An 18215-nucleotide genomic window follows, 5' to 3' on the forward strand; every position below is an offset into this window, starting at 1 on the left:
ATTTCTCTTTTTTTATTAAGTTTTTGAAACGGAAATGGGAGGGTGAGGAGCGTAATGAAGCGAGAATTATCTAAATTAGCAGATATACTAGTTAACCATTCTACTAAAGTGAAACCTGGTGACCAAGTATTAATTCAAAGTGTTACTGAAATAGACCCTATAGTAGTTCGTGAGATTATTAAGGCTGTGGAAAAAGCTGGGGGATATGCGCATGTATCTATGCGTGACGTTTCTGTTACGAGGCAATTGATTTTGTCTGGATCTGAAGAACAGTTTAAGTTGTTGGCAGATTGGGAGTGCTACCGCTTAAGTAAGATGCACGTATATATTAATCTCCGTAGTCCTAGAAATGCATACGAATTAGCGGATGTACCAGCAGAGAAAATGAAATTGTATCAAAAGGTATTTGGAAAGGCACATAGTGAAGCAGTGTATAAAACGAGATGGGTGACAACTCGAATTCCAAATGCAGCTTCAGCGCAAGAAGCGAATATGAGCACCGAGGCTTATGAAGAGTTTTATTTTGATGTTTGTACGCTAGATTACAATAAAATGTCCAAAGCAATGGAGCCGTTAAAAGAATTAATGGAAAAAACAAAGGAAGTAAGGATTATTGGAGAAGGTACGGATTTGAAATTTTCAATTGAAGGAATCGGCATTTTAAAGGGAGATGGTATAGATAATATACCTGATGGCGAAATATATACAGCACCCGTTAAAAATTCAGTGAATGGGATAGTAGCATTCAATACAGTATCTGTTCAACAAGGTTATGCGTTTCAAAATATAAAGTTACATATTAAGAATGGGAAAATAATAGAGGCATATGCAAACGATACAGAGCGAATAAGTCGAATTCTTGATACGGACGAAGGAGCAAGATATATTGGAGAGTTTGCGCTGGCTTTTAACCCCTACATACTACATCCGATGAACAATACGTTATTTGATGAAAAAATAAATGGTAGTTTTCACCTAGCGATTGGAGATTCGTTGCAAGGTGCAGACAACGGGAATACATCAGCGATACATTGGGATTTAGTAAATATTCAAAGGCCAGAGTATGGCGGGGGTGAAATTTGGTTTGATGATGTACTGATCAGAAAAGATGGGGAGTTTGTTTTACCAGAGTTATTCGGATTAAATGAAGAGGACTTAAAAAAGTAGCGTATTTTGTTGTGGTTATGTAACGGAAATTAAAAGATTCATCATATAAATTTACATTTATTTAATGTTAAAGGCTAGAAAGCTAGATTAGCGCGCATTGTTAATTGTGGATTGCAAAAAAAGACAAAATCTCTTAAAAAACACTTAAATTTTTACTCCATCAATCTTTACAATCTCTCTCTATAATGTGAATTGGACAAGCAACTAAGAGAAAGCAGAACATGTCAGTTTATACATTTTATTATTAGGGGGAGAATTTGTATGAAAAAGGCAGTTGCTTCATTAGCTATTATGACGGCGTTATTACCGACATTTTCAGCACATGCGGAAGGGAAAGAGCAAGTCCGAAAATCAGCTACAACTTTTAACGTTATTAGTGATATCCAAGGGGATTTAGGGGATTTTGATCATGTGTTAAAAGATATGAACAAGGTGACGCCACTTTCTAGAGCACTTATTATGAATGGGGATATAACATCAACTGGACAGCAGTCACAATATGATGATGTTAAGCGTGTGTTAAACAAAAATAAACTCCCGGAAAATGTATGGTCAACTGTTGGAAATCATGAGTTTTATGCTGGAAAATGGACAGCTGATGGAAAATTATCTCAAAGCACATGGCCAAACGGTGTAGCGGAAGAAACATTATTTAACCGCTATTTAAAATTTAGTGGACAAGAAAAGGTGTACCATAAAAAAGAATTAGACGGTTATCCGCTTCTATTTTTAGGAACTGAAAAATATATGAAATATCACGATTCAAAAATGTGGGACGAAGTATATATGAGTGATGAACAATTAGGTTGGTTAAAGCAAAATTTAGAAGAGTACAGCCAAAAAGATAAAAATAAGCCAATTTTCATTTTCTCTCATCACGTTTTACCTGATACGGTATCTGGATCAAGACAATCACCATATTTACAAGACTATTTAAACGTCGATAAATTGTACGATATATTAAAAGACTACCCACAAGTTGTTTTCTTCACGAGTCATACGCATTGGGATTTAAACTTACCGGACTGGGCTGGTAAAAAGAAAATTGCAGGTGGAGATGAAAAAGGATTTACAGTTGTAAATACGGGCGGAATTGAAACAGGCTGGATGTCGGCTGGAGCAAATGGCGGAGAGAAAACTGCTCCGGATGGATATTCATTTAAACAAGGATTACAAATCAAAGCATACGGTAACGATGTAGTAGTAACAGCTTACGATTATAAACGTGATAAGGATATTAAGAAACTATTAATTAGCGATTCGAAAATTGCACAAATGGCACCAAATGTAACTGCTGATGATAGTAAAAACGTAATCGTCGGTGCAACTGAATATATGGAGTATTCTATAGAAGGAACGAATGAGTGGCATACGTATAATCCAGGGAACCCTCCGAAATTTGATGGGGACAAAATCGTTTACGTCCGTCATAAAGGAGAAATGAATTTACAGCCGGGATTAACACAGCTACTTCGTTTTTCGGTAAATAAGTAATTGGAAGAGGGCCCATCTAATGAGATAGGGCTCTTTTTGTTTTATCGTTTTTGTCGGTAAATCGATATTTTATGTCGAATCGTTGATATATTTCAAGTTATGAACGATATATTTGAAAAATCGTTCATTTAAATTTCATGTACCGTATTGAAGTTAAAATCATTCATGTAATTGAATTTACCGAACTGAAATTCAATACATTTTTAATTCAGAAAGGTGACTTCATCATTTTTACATGTAATAATAGTATCGTTACATATATTGTGAAAGAAGTACAAAAGGAGCGTTACAATGAATTTAGCTAAATTCCCGAGAAAAAAATATACAGAATCATATACACCAATTGAAAAGTTAAACAATTTTTCTGAGGCACTTGGTGGCCCAACTATTTATTTTAAACGAGATGATTTACTTGGTTTAACAGCTGGTGGTAATAAGACGAGAAAGTTAGAATTTCTAGTTGCGGATGCGCAGGAAAAAGGTGCGGATACGTTAATTACAGCAGGCGGTATTCAGTCTAATCATTGCCGTTTAACTCTTGCAGCGGCGGTAAAAGAAAAGATGAAATGTATCCTTGTGTTAGAAGAAGGGCTTGAGCCAGAAGAGAAGCGAGACTTTAACGGTAACTATTTCTTATATCATTTATTAGGTGCTGAAAACGTAATTGTTGTACCAAACGGAGCAGATCTTATGGAAGAGATGCATAAAGTAGCGAAAGAAGTAAGTGAAAAAGGGAATACACCATATGTAATACCAGTTGGTGGATCAAATCCTACTGGCGCAATGGGATACGTTGCTTGTGCGCAAGAGATTATGGCGCAATCATTTGAACAAGGAATTGATTTCAGTTCAGTTGTTTGTGTAAGTGGTAGCGGCGGTATGCACGCTGGTTTAATTACTGGTTTTTCTGGAACACAAAGTAACATCCCTGTAATCGGAATTAACGTAAGTAGAGGAAAAGCTGAGCAAGAAGAGAAAGTAGCAAAACTTGTAGATGAAACTTCAGCTCACGTTGGTATTCCAAACTTTATTACGCGCGACGCTGTTACGTGCTTTGATGAATATGTAGGACCTGGTTACGCGTTACCAACAGCGGAAATGGTAGAAGCAGTTCAGTTACTTGCGAAAACTGAAGGTATTTTACTTGATCCAGTGTACACAGGTAAAGCAGTAGCGGGACTAATCGACTTAATTAGAAAAGGTAAATTTAATAAAGAAGACAACATTTTATTCGTACATTCAGGTGGTTCACCAGCTTTATATGTGAATACTTCTCTATTTGCGTAAGTGTAAAAAGCATTGGGTATCCAATGCTTTTTTGTTATATATTGGAATTATTAGAAGGTGAGAGGGGGATTATATGAGTTCAAATTTGAAATGGATCGTATATACGGTACTTAGCATTTCTATTCTATTAATTTTATTTGTGGCTTATGGGATGTATTCGTATTTCACATCTTAAAAGCATAATGGAAGTGAACCATTATATATATTAAAGGCAGAGAACACTCTTTTATGTACACCTCCACGTGAATTGGAACTGCTAATCTGGTCCTGATACCTTTACTTTCTGTCCATTCTAGTTGTTGCGTATCCCTTATTATTTCACATAACCATGATTAAGTTTAGTTGGCTCTTCATTGATGTTAAAAATTCTTACTCTAATATCTTTAACACCAGATGCTTGAAGTCTGTTCTTGTGCATTTCCCCATATTTTTCAGCATCTTGTTTTTCTTCAAATACATAGATACCGCCAGCTTCTTTTGTTTCTTGATTTTCTGTCCATATTTTCCAATGGAACCCTTCTTCTTCGTTAATACTTTTTGCTAAATCCCAAAATGCTTTTTCCATTTCTTCACCAAAAGGACCTTCGAACGGAAAATCAACTTGTAATAGATATGCCATTTTCACTCACTCCTATTTTCAATGTAAAGTTCACTGGAAATTTCTTTGATTTGATAGCTACTTGATAAAGGTTTCATTTGTATAAAAAAATTGCACCCCATTTGTTGGCTGATTATGATTTTTTGATTCGAATGATGGTAATGTCTCAGTTAATCGTACTGCTATTATTATTCTGTACTAAAAGGTAAGAAAGCTACCAAACCAATACCAATTCACATTTAGTATATCAGTTAAGAGACCAGCAAGTAACGCACCAAATGCTAAGTTACACACATTATATTATCTTAATTAGCCACTAAAATACGTAAGATTAATTCCATTACTCAGAAATTCTGAAAGTCATAAGGAAAAGAAGCTAACAATAAATTGTTAACTTCTCAGCGTGAGGAAAAATAGTATCTTTCCTTATTTTCTACTATCTAGGTTGTGATTTAATATTTGTAAGATGAGCATCGAACATATCAATTATTTCAAGAAATCTATCAGCTTCACGGAAAACATGGTCTGCTAATAATGGATGAATGATACTCTTTATTTTGCATTGCTCAATTAAATCACGTGCCGTTTTCTTAAAATCCCGAAGAGATGTAACTGACACACGATTTTGATCTAAAAATTGATCTAAAAGAGGAACAGTTTGAGATTGTGGTTTCATAGATTCTAAATCAATTGCTTGATACATCAATTCATCAAAATCATTGCTAAAATTCCGGGCTGTATCTACAAGCTTTCTTTCCGATGGATCAAGAAGATGACCAATAAATTTAGCATGGTCTGCCATAATCCTTAAAAAGAAAATATTTTCTTTAATAATAGCATCAGGAAGAGCATCTAATTTACCTTCATTTAATTCAATTAAACGTCTTCTAAAATAATCAGCTTCCCTACTTGTATGGTCAACTAACAGTGGGAAATTATTTTGTCCTGGCAATTTACATGTGAGAATTAACCCTAGAATTTTTCGTTTAAATCCCCAAATATTAGTTGCAGCTTGTTGTACTTCTGAATTAAATCTTTTTATTTGTCCAGGATCTGTTTCATTTGTATAGGAATACGCTATTTGTTCGATATGTTCAAACGATCGATAAAATTGATTAGCCTCTTCGATTAGTTGGGTATCCTCGCATCTAAACCCCAATCGAAGAAAAAAAGAATGCTCCTTCATGATTCTAGACCAAAAACGAATTTCATTTAATGATCGTTCAACAAACATTACAGATGTAACACCCGTATCAGGATGTAATGAGGTTTCATCCCTATTCATTCTTAATCCCCCCAGTAAATACTTAGCTAGTTCTATTCTTATGAGTAAATATATATATAAATACCATCAATAAAAATTCATTATTGATAGCCAAAAAAGCTCACTCCTTATCTATTTTTATATGAATGTATGGGATTGATTTTGACTTAGAAAAATAATAGGTAAATAATTTGATACTTAAAATGACCAATTATTTTACCAAGAGATTAATGTCTTATGGAGTTACCCCAGAGCAGTGGGGGATTATTATTATTTAACGTCTTAGCGTTTCTCGCTATATTGACAACAAGTATTGTTGCTGGAACTGTTTTGGGAGCAACTTGTTCTGTTAGATTGATAGGCATAGAGTGAGAACACTTTTTATAATAATTTATTACTTGTAAGGGACTATTCAGTGTGAATTGAAAAAAATATCTACCATTTTTCTGTGTCGTTCTATTAAAAAGTCTAAATTTGATCAATTAAATGTGATAAAATCTAGTCAAAAATAATGAAATTTCAGGAAAAATAAGGTACACTAGTCAATGGTTTTGGTTTAAAATCGATTGACGTTAATGTATACGGGGGAAAGATTGATGAACAACAATGCAATAAATGAATCAGTTGAAGAAGTTGATAAAAAACGGGTAAGATCAAGCAAACGTTTTACAAATTGGAAGCTTATCGCAGCGGGTGTTGGTATAATCGCACTTCTCATTGGGGGAATGAGTTATTATCAGGCAACTCACTTTAATTCGAATGTTACGATTAACGACACAAAAGTCGGTGGTCTGAGCGCTGATCAGGCAATACAGAAATTAAAAACATCTGGACTAGAAAACAAAGTCTATGTCGATCAACAGCAAATTTTAGATGAAACAGATACAAAAACGGAACTTACGGAAAAAGATTTGCCTCAAGTTAAGAAACTATTAAAAAGCCAGTGGACACTTTTCCCTTCCTCAAAGGAAAAAAATTATTCATTGCTACCAGAAAAGGCAGATCAATATCGTAGTGAAACGATGAAAAAACTTGTAGAAGAAAAGCTCATCTCTATGAATAAAGAATTAAAAGCACCTCAAGATGCTATGGCGAAGCTTGAACAAGGAAAAATTGTCATCTCGAAAAGCGTTGAAGGAAAACAGTATGACGTTACTAGTCTACTGAAAGATTACGACAAGCAGAAATATAAAAGCGAAATTCATTTGAAGTCTGCATACATACAGCCTATTAAAGAAGACGATCCGATAATCAAAAAAGAGGAGAAAGCACTTCAGAATCTACTTCAACAGTCCGTTGATTATAAAGTGCAGAATGAAGTTTATCCTTTAAAAGCGAAAGATTTAATTCAAAATGCCTCTATGTCAAAGGATATGAAAGTTACAATCGATGCGAGCGACATTAAGAATAAGATTGCTGAAATTAATAATGCCAAATCAACATTAAATAAAGATTTCAAATTTAAAACTCATTCTGGTTCGGTCATATCAGTAAAAGGACAAGGCTATGGCTGGGCACTAGATGTTGAAAAAGAAACAAAGCAAGTTCAACAAGCCTTTGAAAAAGGTGAAAAATCGCTATCTGCTTCTAATATTCACGGGAATGGCTGGGATAAAGAAGGTATCGGTTATGAAACAACATCGAATAATGGCATTGGAGACACGTATGCGGAAGTTTCAATTGCAGAGCAACAAATTTGGATTTACAAAGATGGAAAATTAGCAGTCACAACAAATGTAGTAACTGGTAAACATAGCACGGGTGAAGATACATCACCAGGTGTATGGTACGTCCTATATAAACGAACACCATACACGCTGAAAGGCAGCGCAGTAGGTAAAGCTGATTATGCAGTTAAAGTAGATTACTGGGTTCCATTCACAAATAGCGGTCAAGGATTCCATGATGCCGGCTGGCGAAAAGACTGGGCAAATAATGCCTATTTAACAGGGGGATCAGGCGGATGTGTTAACCTTCTGCCTAATGTTGCAAAAACTGTGTATGATAATTTAAACACGTATGATCCAGTTATCGTGTACTAGAAAATAGCAACCCCGCGTGAAGTAATACCAATTTAAGTTTCAAAAAAGCAGAAAATCAATCGTGATTTTCTGCTTTTTTTCTTGCTACCGATAACGAAAATTTTATACATCGTTGCCTACTGATTTCGTGTACCAGCATCTTTTTTGTGACTGAATAGATTCATTACTGATTCAGACTTATGTATGAATTCATACCCTAACAGTAAAAGGGGGGATTAAAGGTATGGCGATTAATGATGAATTAATTTGTCAACAGTTTGCAAGAATTATAGGCGGACAAGAAGGATTCGCCGGTGGAAAATGTGTGGCAACAATAAATCGGGATGAAATACAAGCAACAATCTTAGGAAAACGTTTTAGAGTAACAACTTCCTTCTCATTCGAATCACGAGATAATAAAACTGGACGGGCATTATGTCTAGGCCGGGTAGCACTCTTACAAAAGGAAGTTACAGAATTTGTTGCTACAATTATTAAACAAGGAATAATAGTTTCGTCTATACACAATGAGTGGTTATGTGATGATCCAAATTTGATTTACGTTAATATCGAAGACGTTGATGATCCACTAAATTTTGCAAGAAAAGTTAGAAGAGCGTTATGCAATTAACAAATTTCTTTAGTTAAATGAGTGATTAAGTTAATTAGAATATTTTAGAGTGTTGGATGTTATATTTGAAAAATAGATTTAAGTGAATAGTTTTATAAAATAATAGAGGGCATTCCATATTTGGAATGTCTTTTTTGGATGTTATTGTTACTAATGTGGTTTGTTAAATTATTTCACTTGATTATATGCTGCTTATCTTACAACAACAAGAACTGAGTGAGGTATTCTTAGAGGGGGGATGAGCTCCCGATTGTGGGAACCTTTAGGCATCTATTAGCTGGTTAGTTGAAGAAGAATTTGTTTCGCAACCCTTAAGTTATTATAATACATAAAAATTAAATTCTCCTCCTGCAAGTTGCTAAACTTAAGCCAAATAACTATACCATCTCTAGCAAAATAATTAACATATCCTATGCAAGAAAGTTTAGGTAGCTAATAGCATATGTTTTATTGAAAGGATGTGATTGAATTATGGAACGGCCGAACTGGGGAATTGGAGGATTAGTATTCGTTGGCTGCATGTTTCTTGGTGGAGGGGTGGGTTCTATGTTAGGAAATACCCAAACTGGATGGCTAATGGGAATGGGTGCTGGATTTCTTGGGATGGCTTTAACTAGACTGATTAGAAAATAATATAATGGGGATTCTTCTTCCAGTAAATAAGGAAATATGCATGTAAGTAATTACTTACATACAAGCTCTATAATATGTAGTAATCGTACTTATAAAGAACCACTCTCTAACAAAGTGGTTCTTTTTGTTTTCTGCTCTGTTAAATTTCAAGTGTATCGAAAATAGATGTATGATCTTTGAGATATGACTTAAGAAAAAGTAAGAATGGAAAAAATGAAGCGCAGAGTGTAACAAAATTGTAACTTCTATGCTGGTATTGAATGATGAAGGTAGCGGAAGTGCTCGATGTGCAGGAAATCTATATTGGCAGCAGTTTTCACTTCTTTGGTGGCATGGAAGAAAGAGGCTTGGATACATGAGGCCTCTTTTTGTAAAGAAGTAGGTTGGAATTAATCCCTCAGGACTGATCAGCACTTTTGTTGATGCTTCTAAACAGCTGGATAACTTAGTTAAAGAAGTTGTAGCGACATTTTGGCTCATCCATACACATAAAGCGACTAAATCCTTTACTTGGTACTTACTGGTTCGCTGCACAAAACCAACATCTCTAGCAAAATCTCGTAAGATATTTGAGGATAAGAAACTTTGAATTTCTTGAGCAAATAATTTTAATTCATCAGATACAGACATACAAAAAACGCCATCCTTTCCTATAATTATACAGAAAGGATAACGTTTTTTTGCTTTATGAATAATGAAAGAACTAGATTGATAGGAATTTTCTGTGACTCTTAGTACACCGATTAATCAAAAATAAAATAATTCTTCAAATTTTTTATCTAATGCTATACAAAGTACTAATGCTAATTTTGCAGTTGGACAAAATTGTCCTGTTTCAATAGAACTAATTGTTTGCCTAGATACTCCTACCATTTCAGCTAATTCTCCCTGTGATATTTTTTTCTCAGCTCTTGCTACTTTCAAACGATTTTGCAGTACTAATTCATCTTTCAATTATCATCCCTCCAGAAAGAAAGCTATGGCACTTGCAATTGTACTCATTATTGCTAAAATGCTTGCAATAAGAAATTTTTGTGCTTTCAATTTTTTAAACTTATAAAAGCTTGTACTAGCTATATAACCAGAAAAAATTGAAATTAATTCGTAACTTTTAATACCATGCATCAATTTCCAAGAACTAAAAAATAGGACTAAAACAAGAACCGCTATTAAACCGTAACTAGATGAATCTAATTCTATAAGTTCTTTACGTTCATCTCTCCCCATTTTTTTGTATTTTCTTAATATCTCTTCTTTTTGCATCATTAGTAACCACCCCTTATTAATTATATTTTCATTGTAAAGTTTTATTATCATTATGACAAGTTAACTTGTCATAATGATAATAAAACCTGTCTTAAAGGTGCATAGTAATACAATTTGTATAGATATAAAATTTTCATTCTGGGGGTAATTAAGAATTTTAGCTTGATAGCGATGGGCAGTACCCCTACTTGGAAATAAATAAAATGATAGGACTTGTAAACAATGGAAAACCGTGATAATATCAAAAACGAACTTATTGACTATATTGTCCAAAAAGTCATTCGGAGGTGGAGATGTGGCAGTAGATCGAAAACGTTCTATTATTGAAGCTGCAACAAATTCTTTTTCAATGTTTGGTTATAAGGCAACAACAATGGACCAAGTTGCAAAGTTAGCGAATGTTGGGAAGGGAACGATTTATACGTTTTTCAAAAATAAAGAAGAATTGTTTGGTGAAATCATTTTTAATTTGATTACAGAAATGAAGCAAGTAGCAGAAATGACTATCGATTCAAATGAACCATTTTTTGAAAACGTACATTGTACTTTATATAGTATTTTAGAGTTTCGAAAAGATCATCAACTTATGATTAAGCTTATTCAAGAAGAGCGAGATATGGGAACAAAAGAAGTGCAAGATGTGATGAAGCAACTGGATGCTACAATTATTACGTTTGTTAAATCGCGTCTTGAAGATGCCATTGTTAAAGGTGCAATTATGGAATGTGATCCAGAAATTACAGCATTTATTATGGTTCGTTTGTATGTATCTCTTATTTTTGATTGGGAAAAACATCATGAACCGTTAGAAAAAGAGCATATCGCTAAACTTTTTGAATTATATTTATTAAAAGGATTGTCAAAATGAGATAATCCCCTTATTATTATAAAATGTGACCGATTGAATAATTCAGTCATGTGTCAGTGGAGGAGAAATTGTAAGAAAATAGAAACATATACGAGAAGATGAATTGATCGCTATTTTCTTCTTTTTTTACAAAAAAATGACTAAATGAACAATATGGTCAATTATTTAAAGGAGGAGTAAACAATGCGAGGATTGAAACTGCTTGGAAAAGAATTTGCTACCATTATTAAAAACAAAAAAATCTTAATTCCAATTATTGCGGTCTTATTTATTCCAGTATTGTACGCTGGTATGTTTTTATGGGCATTTTGGGATCCATATGACCAATTAGATGATTTACCAGTTGCAATTGTAAACCTTGATGAAGGTGTAGTGTACAATGGAAAACCGATTGAAGCCGGTAAAGAACTTGTTGATAATTTGAAAGAAAAAGAGGGAGAGGGCTTCAAATGGGAGTTTGTCAGCGAGAAAACAGCAAAAAAAGGAATGGATGATCGCAAATACTACATGACGATTCGCATTCCAAAAGATTTCTCGAAAAATACAACAACATTGATGGATGCAAACCCAAAAAAATCAGAACTAGAGTACATTCCAAATGAAAGCTTAAACTTCTTATCTTCACAAATTGGTGGATCAGCTATTGAAAAAATTAAAGGAGAAGTTTCAGCTGCAGTAACAAAAACATATGCTGAGACAATGTTTGATTCATTACAAGATGTTTCTAAAGGTTTTGCGGATGCGAGTGAAGGCGCTGGTAAGATTTATGATGGTACAGGGAAATTAAAAGACGGTTCTGGGAAAGTAACAGATGGATTGAATAAGATAAATAGTAAGACTGGTGAAATGCAAACTGGTGTTGGAAAACTATTAAATGGATCTCAGCAAATCGAGGGTGGCTTAGGGCAATTTGTCGATCCAAAAGGAGAATTCCAAAGCGGTTTAGGACAATTATCAGGCGGTTCTAAACAGTTAGCAGATGGGCTTGTTCAATTTCAAGAAGGACAAGGAAAGTTAGCTGGTGGAGCAAAAGAAATTCAAAAAGGTATTAATGATTTACATGGTGGTTTAGAAAAATCATCAGCTGGCGTTCAAGAAATGCAAAAGAAATTGCCAGAGTTAACAAAAGGAACTGAAGGTCTTAGCGCAGGTGCTTCGGAGTTAGCGCAGGGTGCAACAAAGTGGCAACAAAAAGCAAATGAGTTAAGTGGTGGCGCTGATAAAACAGCAAAAGGCGCTCAAGACGTTGCGAACGGTTTAGTTGCTTTAAATGAACAAATCAAAAATCTACCTGATGGTGAAGCGAAACAAAAATTACAAGCAACTGTTCAACAATTAGAAGCAGGTAGCAAAGGTGTGGCAGCAGGTACAGAACAAGTTTCACAAGGTGTGAAAGGACTTGCTGGAAAAACAGATGAAATTCAAGGCGGTGCTACAAAGCTTGCCGGTGGCGCAAATGCGATTCATACTGGTCAGGTAGCGCTTCAAAATGGTGTTGATCAATTACAAAATGGTCAACAGCAACTTGTTGCTGGTGCCGGTAAATTAGCAGAAGGTCAACAGTCATTTGTAACGAATTTCCAAGTGTTTGGTAAGAAATTAGGAGAAGCATCAAAAGGTGCAAGTGGTTTAAATAGCGGTTTAAATCAACTGTCTAGTAAAGCAACAGCAGGTCTAGGTCAGTTATATGCAGGCTCAAACCAATTAACAGGTGGTTTAGGTGAATTATCTTCTGGTTCAAAACAAATGGCAGACGGCATCAGCCAGTTAGCAGACGGTTCTGGCAAAGTAACAAACGGTCTTGGCGAAGCAAATGACGGTTCAAAAGAATTAGCAACAAAACTTGGCGAAGGTGCTGAGAAAACAAGTGAAACAAAAGGTGACGAGAACAAATATGACATGTTCGCGAGTCCTGTGAAAGTGGAAACTGAGAAAGTAACAGAGGTTCCAAACTACGGAACAGGCTTTACGCCGTACTTCTTATCTCTTGGTTTATTCGTTGGGGCATTGTTATTATCTATCGTGTTCCCGTTACGCGAAACAGTTGGTATACCGAAATCAGGATTTAGCTGGTTTATTAGTAAGTTTGGTGTACTACTTGCCGTTGGTGTGATGCAAGCACTTGTGGCAGACGCAGTGTTACTGTTTTGGTTAGGTGTTGAAGTGCAAAGTGTTCCATACTTCGTATTGTTTAGTATTATTACAAGTTTATCGTTTATTGCGATAGTTCAATTTTTAGTAACAGCTTTCAGCGATGCAGGACGTTTTATTGCAATCCTGACATTGATTATACAATTAACAACAAGTGCGGGTACATTCCCACTTGAGTTAATTCCGAAACCGCTGCAAATCTTTAACGCATGGTTCCCGATGACATATTCTGTATCAGGATTTAAAGCAGTTATTTCAAGCGGAGACTTCAGTTATATGTGGCAAAACGCAGGTGTTTTAATGATCTTCATTGTTCTGTTATCACTTGGAACAATTGGTACATTAACTTGGATGCATAAGCGTCAATATGGAAAGCTTGCTGATTGAACTAAATAATATAAATAAGAAGAACAGTCCTTTACTTGATTTTTCTAGTCAAGTAAAGGACTGTTTTATATGTAAGGAAAAAGTATGAAGATTACCTTCGCGGCAGATTTACGACTTCCACTCCAATAATCAAAACTCCAAATATTTAAGCATAGAACCAATTTTTAAATCGTTTTTCTTATAAGGATCACCATACATGTCCATCAAGCTAAGATTTTGAAGTACCCCAAAAATGAAACTTTTCTTTCTCTACAGTTAGTTACTTTGAGAAGTCAGTTCTATTTTTCGTTTTGGGGTATTTACTTTTGTTAGCTAGATAGTGATGTGGTGGTACTCTTTATAAAACATGTAATTATTTTTAATCATCAAATTTATTTTTTTATAATATTCAAACCAATTTGTCCATCTGTACGTTTACATAGAACGAAGGGATAAAAATTCAGATACGATTACAATAGGAGGGAATCAAAAAACGTATAGTAAGTATATTTGCAAAGATTCAAACACCCTGTTTACCTGCTGATTTTGCGTGTACCTATGAAAGTTATTCATGTATCTTGAAGATTTATCATGTGAAAAAAATTTAACGAGGTGAAGAAATGTTAAAAAAAATGAAATTTAAAGGTGTATTGGTTGTAGCTTTGATGTTTGTTATTATTTTTCCGACTGCCATTTTTGCTTCATTTACTGAAAATAAAAGCTCTATGGCAAAGGAGAGCTTCGATGGAAGTATCACTAACAACTCCCTCGCTATAAGTCCCGATGAGCAGATTGCGATTGTTTCAGATAGTCGCGAACAATCCATCCGTATTTATGACCTTGCTAAAGGTACTTTACGCAAGAAAATCGATGGTTTTGTTACACCGAGAAATATCGTGTTCGTTAACAATGGTTCAGAATTTGTTGTCTCGGACAGTACGCTAGGCACTTTGCGATTCTACAACGCAAAAAGCCTAACCTTAAAGGATGAAGTCGTAGTCGGTCCAGGTGCATTCGGCACCAGCGTCAGCCCTGATGGAAAGACGCTGTACGTGAACAATCAGGCACATAGCTCTGTAACCGTTATAGACCTTGAGAAACGCAAACCGACTGCAGTCATCACTGGTTTCTCCCAACCACGCCAAGGTATTACAGTCTCTCCGGATGGAAAATATGTGTTTGTAACAAACTTTAAAGGAGATAAGGTGTCCGTAGTTGATGTAGCCACTAAGAACATCGTACGTGAGATTATTGGTTTCTCTATGATTCGTGGAATCTCCGTGACTGCCGATGGTCAAACATTGTATGCTGCAAACAGCGGTCGTGACAGCATTTCCGTGGTGGACATCTCTCTAGGACAAATCGTTAACGAGGTAAAAGTTGGACGTGAGCCATATGGTGCAGCCTTGTCGCCCGATGGTAAACTGCTTTTTGCAAGCAGCAAGGCGGACAATACTATCGATGTGATCAACGTCTCTGATAACCATGTGATTAAGACAATCGGTGGTTTCACAGAACCCCGGCAAGCCATTGTCTTTAGCCAGGACGGAGAACGCGCTTATGTCCTTAATCGTGATCTCTCCATTTCCCGTGTGAATGTAAAAGACTTATCCATCACCGATACGATTCGTGATAAGTCAAATAAATACAAGCTTTAGGTGTTAGAATCAGACGGAATCGGAAAATATTTAGCAGACGATCAAGGAATGACACTTTATTAGGAATCACTCTACATTACTATCAACCTAAGGTGAACTTATACACATAATTCATAGAAAGCGTTATTCTTTTTGTAGAAATATACAGAAAGGATGGCGCTTTTGTATATTTCTATTGATTCAAGATGCGTTTCATTTGTTCACTGAAGAACTACAGCGATATCTATATATCTACTCTCTACGTTGGCAAATAGAGATTTTGTTTAAAACATGAAAGTCGTTCTTTGAAATTTTTGAGTGTAAGGACATCCTAAATGACCGTCTTCGATATTCTTGGTGTTGTCTATGAAACGATGGTGAATAAAAGGCAAGTTGTCTAGCGGAAAAATCACATTTTCATAGGTTTATTTGGCATGTTTATTTTTGCGAAACTCATAAGTTACAGTACAAAAATCAAGGTGTAGCTAGGGTTTCTCACCGTTAACTTGATTGCGATGGGGTTGCACCCCATCACAATCAAGTTAAGAAAAGCAAATGCCCCAAAAACAAGAAAATCGACATCTCAAGGTGAAAATGTACATTTTTTTGTTTTGGCGGCATTATAAAATTCTTAAGTTGATGGGCATGTGATGCTGCCCCACATCCATCAACTTAAGATACATTTGTATATAAAAGTTAAGGTTTTCCAAGTAGTTTTTCATTGCCTTTTACATATGTCTTAAAAGTACGCATACCAAATAAACCCGAATGGGTTTACTTTTTTAGCTATGCCACCTGATGATTCGGAGTGGTATAATTATAAACAACACCTAAAATATCAAAGACTGTCTTTTTCTCGTACCGATGAGATTTTCGTCCGTTTTGCTGTAGGAGGTTAAACAGACGAAGGAGAATCTTTGATAATTCTTGGGTGTTTTTTTGTAATGCTTGATGAAATAGTGAAAAATAATCTTTAATTATGTACATCGCTTTATATTCACTTAGCTCTTTCTGTTTCTTACGTAACAGGAGTTCTCTCATTTTAAACATTGTAGAAGAACATAATAGGATGCTAATGAGTTGTCCATAAAGATGACATTCTAATCGCTCTTGTTTAATAGATTTACAACGATGAATTTGAAACCAGGATTTCCATATCTTAAATAACAGTTCTATTTGCCAACGTAGTGAGTATAAATCATAGATTTTCTCTTTTGGTACCCATTCCGTAGGAATGTTTGTCATATATACCGTAATTCCTTGTAGAAGTTTTGTACGCTCTGTATATGTAATTCCTTTTTTCTTTTCACGAATAGCTCGATCACGTAGGCGTTTTTGTTTTTGCTCCTCCGTACATTTATAAACCACAATGCGAGTAGGTAATTTGTCTTTGCTCCCTACATATACATCATGTAATTCATACACTTGGCCAGGTTGTAATTGGTTCATGATTTCTTCCAAATGAATTTGTATATATACCGGCCTCAGTTGAGCGGGTTTTGTTTTAAATACGACTGTTTCGAACTCTTTTCTATATATCTTAGTTGGTAACTTAAGACGTGATAAATAATATCCTTGCCTATCTTGAATAGACTTAAAGTCTTGTAAACGAAAATATCCTAAGTCACGAATATATAGTTCATTCTTTTGTGCTATACCTGTTCGAGTCGCGCCATACGCTTGATCACTTCGTTTTCCTGGTTCAATTTTCACATCAGAAAATTCTCCACTCAACAAGTCATACTCTAGTTGGATTTTCACACCAGCTTTATGACTACATCCTCCGGCACCAGGATAAGTAGATGCAAATCGATCCGGCACTTGAAATGTTGTAGAATCAAGGATAAGAATACGCTCAAAGTGAGCAGAAAGAGCATGAGAAATCTTAGATAATCCCCCAATTTTAGCTTGTAGAAGTGTAGTAAATACAGTTCGAAAGAAGGCTACAGAAGCCGAGTTAAATCGCCGATTAAGTCCCTCAGGACTTAATAAAACTCCTGTTGAAGTTTCTAATTGACTACAAAGTTGAGTAAGAGAGGTAGTAGCGATTTGTTGATTTAACCATACACACAAAGATAAAAAATGGTGCCCATGGCACTTGCGTTTTCGTTTCATTCCGCCTGCTTCTATAGCTAATTGATTAAGTGTAGCGGGAGACATATAGCGATATAACTCTTCAGCAAATAAAGACAACTCTTGTTTTTGATGCATATTCATAAAAAGCACGTCACCCTTTCTCATTAACATAAGAGAATAGTAACGTGCTTTTAACTTCAAGAATAGTCTAAATCCTTAAGTTGATGGATGTGGGGTAGCACCACATCGCTATCAACCTAACAAAAATAAACTACCTCAAAACGATAAAATTGAGTAATTTACACAAAATTTTTATTTTGGGGTAATTTTGAATTCTTAACTTGATGGCAATGGGGTGGGACCCCAAATATAAGAAAACCTACCAAAATTTTAACGAAAACACATACTAAGTAAAATCTAATACAAAAAACATTAATTTTATTAATCTAATTTAGCTTGTTATATTTCAAAATGAGAAAAATCACTATTATACAGGCCCTCACACAAATAGATATATTAAATATTATATTAAAGCAGATACCTGTAAATAAAAAATAAACGGAGGTTTTTTTAATTGAATAACCAAGAAGACTATTATTCAGATGATCATCATCATCAAGATTGTAAGGTTAAATCAGAAACACAAACTCCATTCAGTGATACTGCAGCACAGCCTGTTCTTACAAACAATCCAATAGTTAAAATTCCAGTTGTATTAGCAGAAAGAACACTTCAAATTGTAGTCGAAGCAAATAT

At 35.1% G+C, this 18215-nt stretch carries 14 protein-coding genes and 3 pseudogenes; 11 read left to right on the forward strand and 6 right to left on the reverse strand.

The features are described 5' to 3' along the window. Positions 1 to 54 precede the first annotated feature (54 nt). The 3 genes from MR065_RS14645 to cuyA all read left to right on the forward strand — a co-directional run bounded on the left by MR065_RS14645 (position 55) and on the right by cuyA (position 3948). Positions 55 to 1167 carry an aminopeptidase gene (locus MR065_RS14645; RefSeq protein ID WP_242214167.1) on the forward strand — a complete coding sequence of 371 codons (1113 nt, stop codon included), beginning with the start codon at positions 55 to 57 and terminating at the stop codon, positions 1165 to 1167. A gap of 261 nt (positions 1168 to 1428) precedes the next feature. After that, a complete protein-coding gene (locus MR065_RS14650) occupies positions 1429 to 2661 on the forward strand; it encodes a DUF4073 domain-containing protein (protein ID WP_242214168.1) in 1233 nt (410 codons plus the stop codon). 291 nt (positions 2662 to 2952) lie between these two features. Continuing rightward, complete coding sequence (cuyA, locus tag MR065_RS14655; RefSeq protein WP_242214169.1) at positions 2953 to 3948, forward strand: D-cysteate sulfo-lyase; 996 nt, start codon at positions 2953 to 2955, stop codon at positions 3946 to 3948. 313 nt (positions 3949 to 4261) lie between these two features. Here the strand turns inward: cuyA and MR065_RS14660 are convergent, their stop codons facing one another. Both MR065_RS14660 and MR065_RS14665 read right to left on the reverse strand, forming a co-directional pair. Beyond that, positions 4262 to 4567, reverse strand: a complete 306-nt coding sequence (locus tag MR065_RS14660; RefSeq protein ID WP_242214170.1) for a monooxygenase — start codon at positions 4565 to 4567, stop codon at positions 4262 to 4264. A gap of 415 nt (positions 4568 to 4982) precedes the next feature. Further along, positions 4983 to 5831, reverse strand: coding sequence for a DUF2935 domain-containing protein (locus MR065_RS14665; protein ID WP_242214171.1), 849 nt, complete (start codon positions 5829 to 5831; stop codon positions 4983 to 4985). A gap of 182 nt (positions 5832 to 6013) precedes the next feature. Here MR065_RS14665 and MR065_RS27600 point away from each other — a divergent pair. The 4 genes and pseudogenes from MR065_RS27600 to MR065_RS14680 form a co-directional block, all read left to right on the forward strand. Continuing rightward, positions 6014 to 6085: pseudogene (locus MR065_RS27600) on the forward strand (MarR family winged helix-turn-helix transcriptional regulator); the annotation flags it as partial. A gap of 321 nt (positions 6086 to 6406) precedes the next feature. Further along, complete coding sequence (locus tag MR065_RS14670) at positions 6407 to 7852, forward strand: L,D-transpeptidase family protein (protein WP_242214172.1); 1446 nt, start codon at positions 6407 to 6409, stop codon at positions 7850 to 7852. A gap of 223 nt (positions 7853 to 8075) precedes the next feature. Further along, a complete protein-coding gene (locus tag MR065_RS14675) occupies positions 8076 to 8462 on the forward strand; it encodes a DUF1259 domain-containing protein (RefSeq protein WP_097905438.1) in 387 nt (128 codons plus the stop codon). A 471-nt stretch (positions 8463 to 8933) separates the two neighbouring features. After that, entirely contained in the window at positions 8934 to 9095 is a 162-nt protein-coding gene (locus tag MR065_RS14680; RefSeq protein ID WP_242214173.1) for a hypothetical protein, read from the forward strand. Positions 9096 to 9485: 390 nt separating this feature from the next. On the opposite strand, the pseudogene MR065_RS14685 reads toward MR065_RS14680, so the two are convergent. The 3 genes and pseudogenes from MR065_RS14685 to MR065_RS14695 all read right to left on the reverse strand — a co-directional run. Then, positions 9486 to 9725 (reverse strand): annotated as a pseudogene (locus tag MR065_RS14685) (IS4 family transposase); the annotation flags it as partial. Between the two features lie 117 nt (positions 9726 to 9842). Beyond that, complete coding sequence (locus tag MR065_RS14690; protein ID WP_000651002.1) at positions 9843 to 10049, reverse strand: helix-turn-helix transcriptional regulator; 207 nt, start codon at positions 10047 to 10049, stop codon at positions 9843 to 9845. A gap of 3 nt (positions 10050 to 10052) precedes the next feature. Next, complete coding sequence (locus tag MR065_RS14695) at positions 10053 to 10358, reverse strand: DUF6442 family protein (RefSeq protein ID WP_033714617.1); 306 nt, start codon at positions 10356 to 10358, stop codon at positions 10053 to 10055. A gap of 298 nt (positions 10359 to 10656) precedes the next feature. Here MR065_RS14695 and MR065_RS14700 point away from each other — a divergent pair, with 298 nt between their 5' ends. From MR065_RS14700 to MR065_RS14710, 3 genes are all read left to right on the forward strand, one after another. Continuing rightward, positions 10657 to 11229, forward strand: a complete 573-nt coding sequence (locus tag MR065_RS14700) for a TetR/AcrR family transcriptional regulator (protein WP_242214174.1) — start codon at positions 10657 to 10659, stop codon at positions 11227 to 11229. 183 nt (positions 11230 to 11412) lie between these two features. After that, positions 11413 to 13767: a YhgE/Pip domain-containing protein gene (locus MR065_RS14705; RefSeq protein WP_242214175.1), complete on the forward strand. Its 2355-nt coding sequence runs from the start codon at positions 11413 to 11415 to the stop codon at positions 13765 to 13767. A 599-nt stretch (positions 13768 to 14366) separates the two neighbouring features. Continuing rightward, positions 14367 to 15404, forward strand: coding sequence for a WD40 repeat domain-containing protein (locus MR065_RS14710; RefSeq protein ID WP_242214176.1), 1038 nt, complete (start codon positions 14367 to 14369; stop codon positions 15402 to 15404). A 765-nt stretch (positions 15405 to 16169) separates the two neighbouring features. Here MR065_RS14710 and MR065_RS14715 read toward each other — a convergent pair. After that, on the reverse strand, positions 16170 to 17600 hold the full coding sequence (locus MR065_RS14715; RefSeq protein WP_242214177.1) for an IS4 family transposase: 1431 nt from the start codon (positions 17598 to 17600) through the stop codon (positions 16170 to 16172). A 433-nt stretch (positions 17601 to 18033) separates the two neighbouring features. On the opposite strand from MR065_RS14715, the pseudogene MR065_RS14720 reads away from it, so the two are divergent. Then, a pseudogene (locus MR065_RS14720) lies at positions 18034 to 18215 on the forward strand (CsxC family protein); the annotation flags it as partial.

It is taken from the genome of Bacillus cereus group sp. BfR-BA-01383 (assembly GCF_022663495.1).
Taxonomy (GTDB): domain Bacteria; phylum Bacillota; class Bacilli; order Bacillales; family Bacillaceae_G; genus Bacillus_A; species Bacillus_A cereus_AU.

What these genes read in the sequence shown, in the direction of transcription:
- MR065_RS14660 (WP_242214170.1), bottom strand. Translation starts at nt 4,567, where the DNA reads ATGGCATATCTATTACAAGTTGATTTTCCGTTCGAAGGTCCTTTTGGT.
- MR065_RS14645 (WP_242214167.1), top strand. Translation starts at nt 55, where the DNA reads ATGAAGCGAGAATTATCTAAATTAGCAGATATACTAGTTAACCATTCT.
- MR065_RS14680 (WP_242214173.1), top strand. Translation starts at nt 8,934, where the DNA reads ATGGAACGGCCGAACTGGGGAATTGGAGGATTAGTATTCGTTGGCTGC.
- MR065_RS14650 (WP_242214168.1), top strand. Translation starts at nt 1,429, where the DNA reads ATGAAAAAGGCAGTTGCTTCATTAGCTATTATGACGGCGTTATTACCG.
- MR065_RS14705 (WP_242214175.1), top strand. Translation starts at nt 11,413, where the DNA reads ATGCGAGGATTGAAACTGCTTGGAAAAGAATTTGCTACCATTATTAAA.
- MR065_RS14710 (WP_242214176.1), top strand. Translation starts at nt 14,367, where the DNA reads ATGTTAAAAAAAATGAAATTTAAAGGTGTATTGGTTGTAGCTTTGATG.
- MR065_RS14675 (WP_097905438.1), top strand. Translation starts at nt 8,076, where the DNA reads ATGGCGATTAATGATGAATTAATTTGTCAACAGTTTGCAAGAATTATA.
- MR065_RS14715 (WP_242214177.1), bottom strand. Translation starts at nt 17,600, where the DNA reads ATGAATATGCATCAAAAACAAGAGTTGTCTTTATTTGCTGAAGAGTTA.
- MR065_RS14695 (WP_033714617.1), bottom strand. Translation starts at nt 10,358, where the DNA reads ATGCAAAAAGAAGAGATATTAAGAAAATACAAAAAAATGGGGAGAGAT.
- MR065_RS14665 (WP_242214171.1), bottom strand. Translation starts at nt 5,831, where the DNA reads ATGAATAGGGATGAAACCTCATTACATCCTGATACGGGTGTTACATCT.
- cuyA (WP_242214169.1), top strand. Translation starts at nt 2,953, where the DNA reads ATGAATTTAGCTAAATTCCCGAGAAAAAAATATACAGAATCATATACA.
- MR065_RS14670 (WP_242214172.1), top strand. Translation starts at nt 6,407, where the DNA reads ATGAACAACAATGCAATAAATGAATCAGTTGAAGAAGTTGATAAAAAA.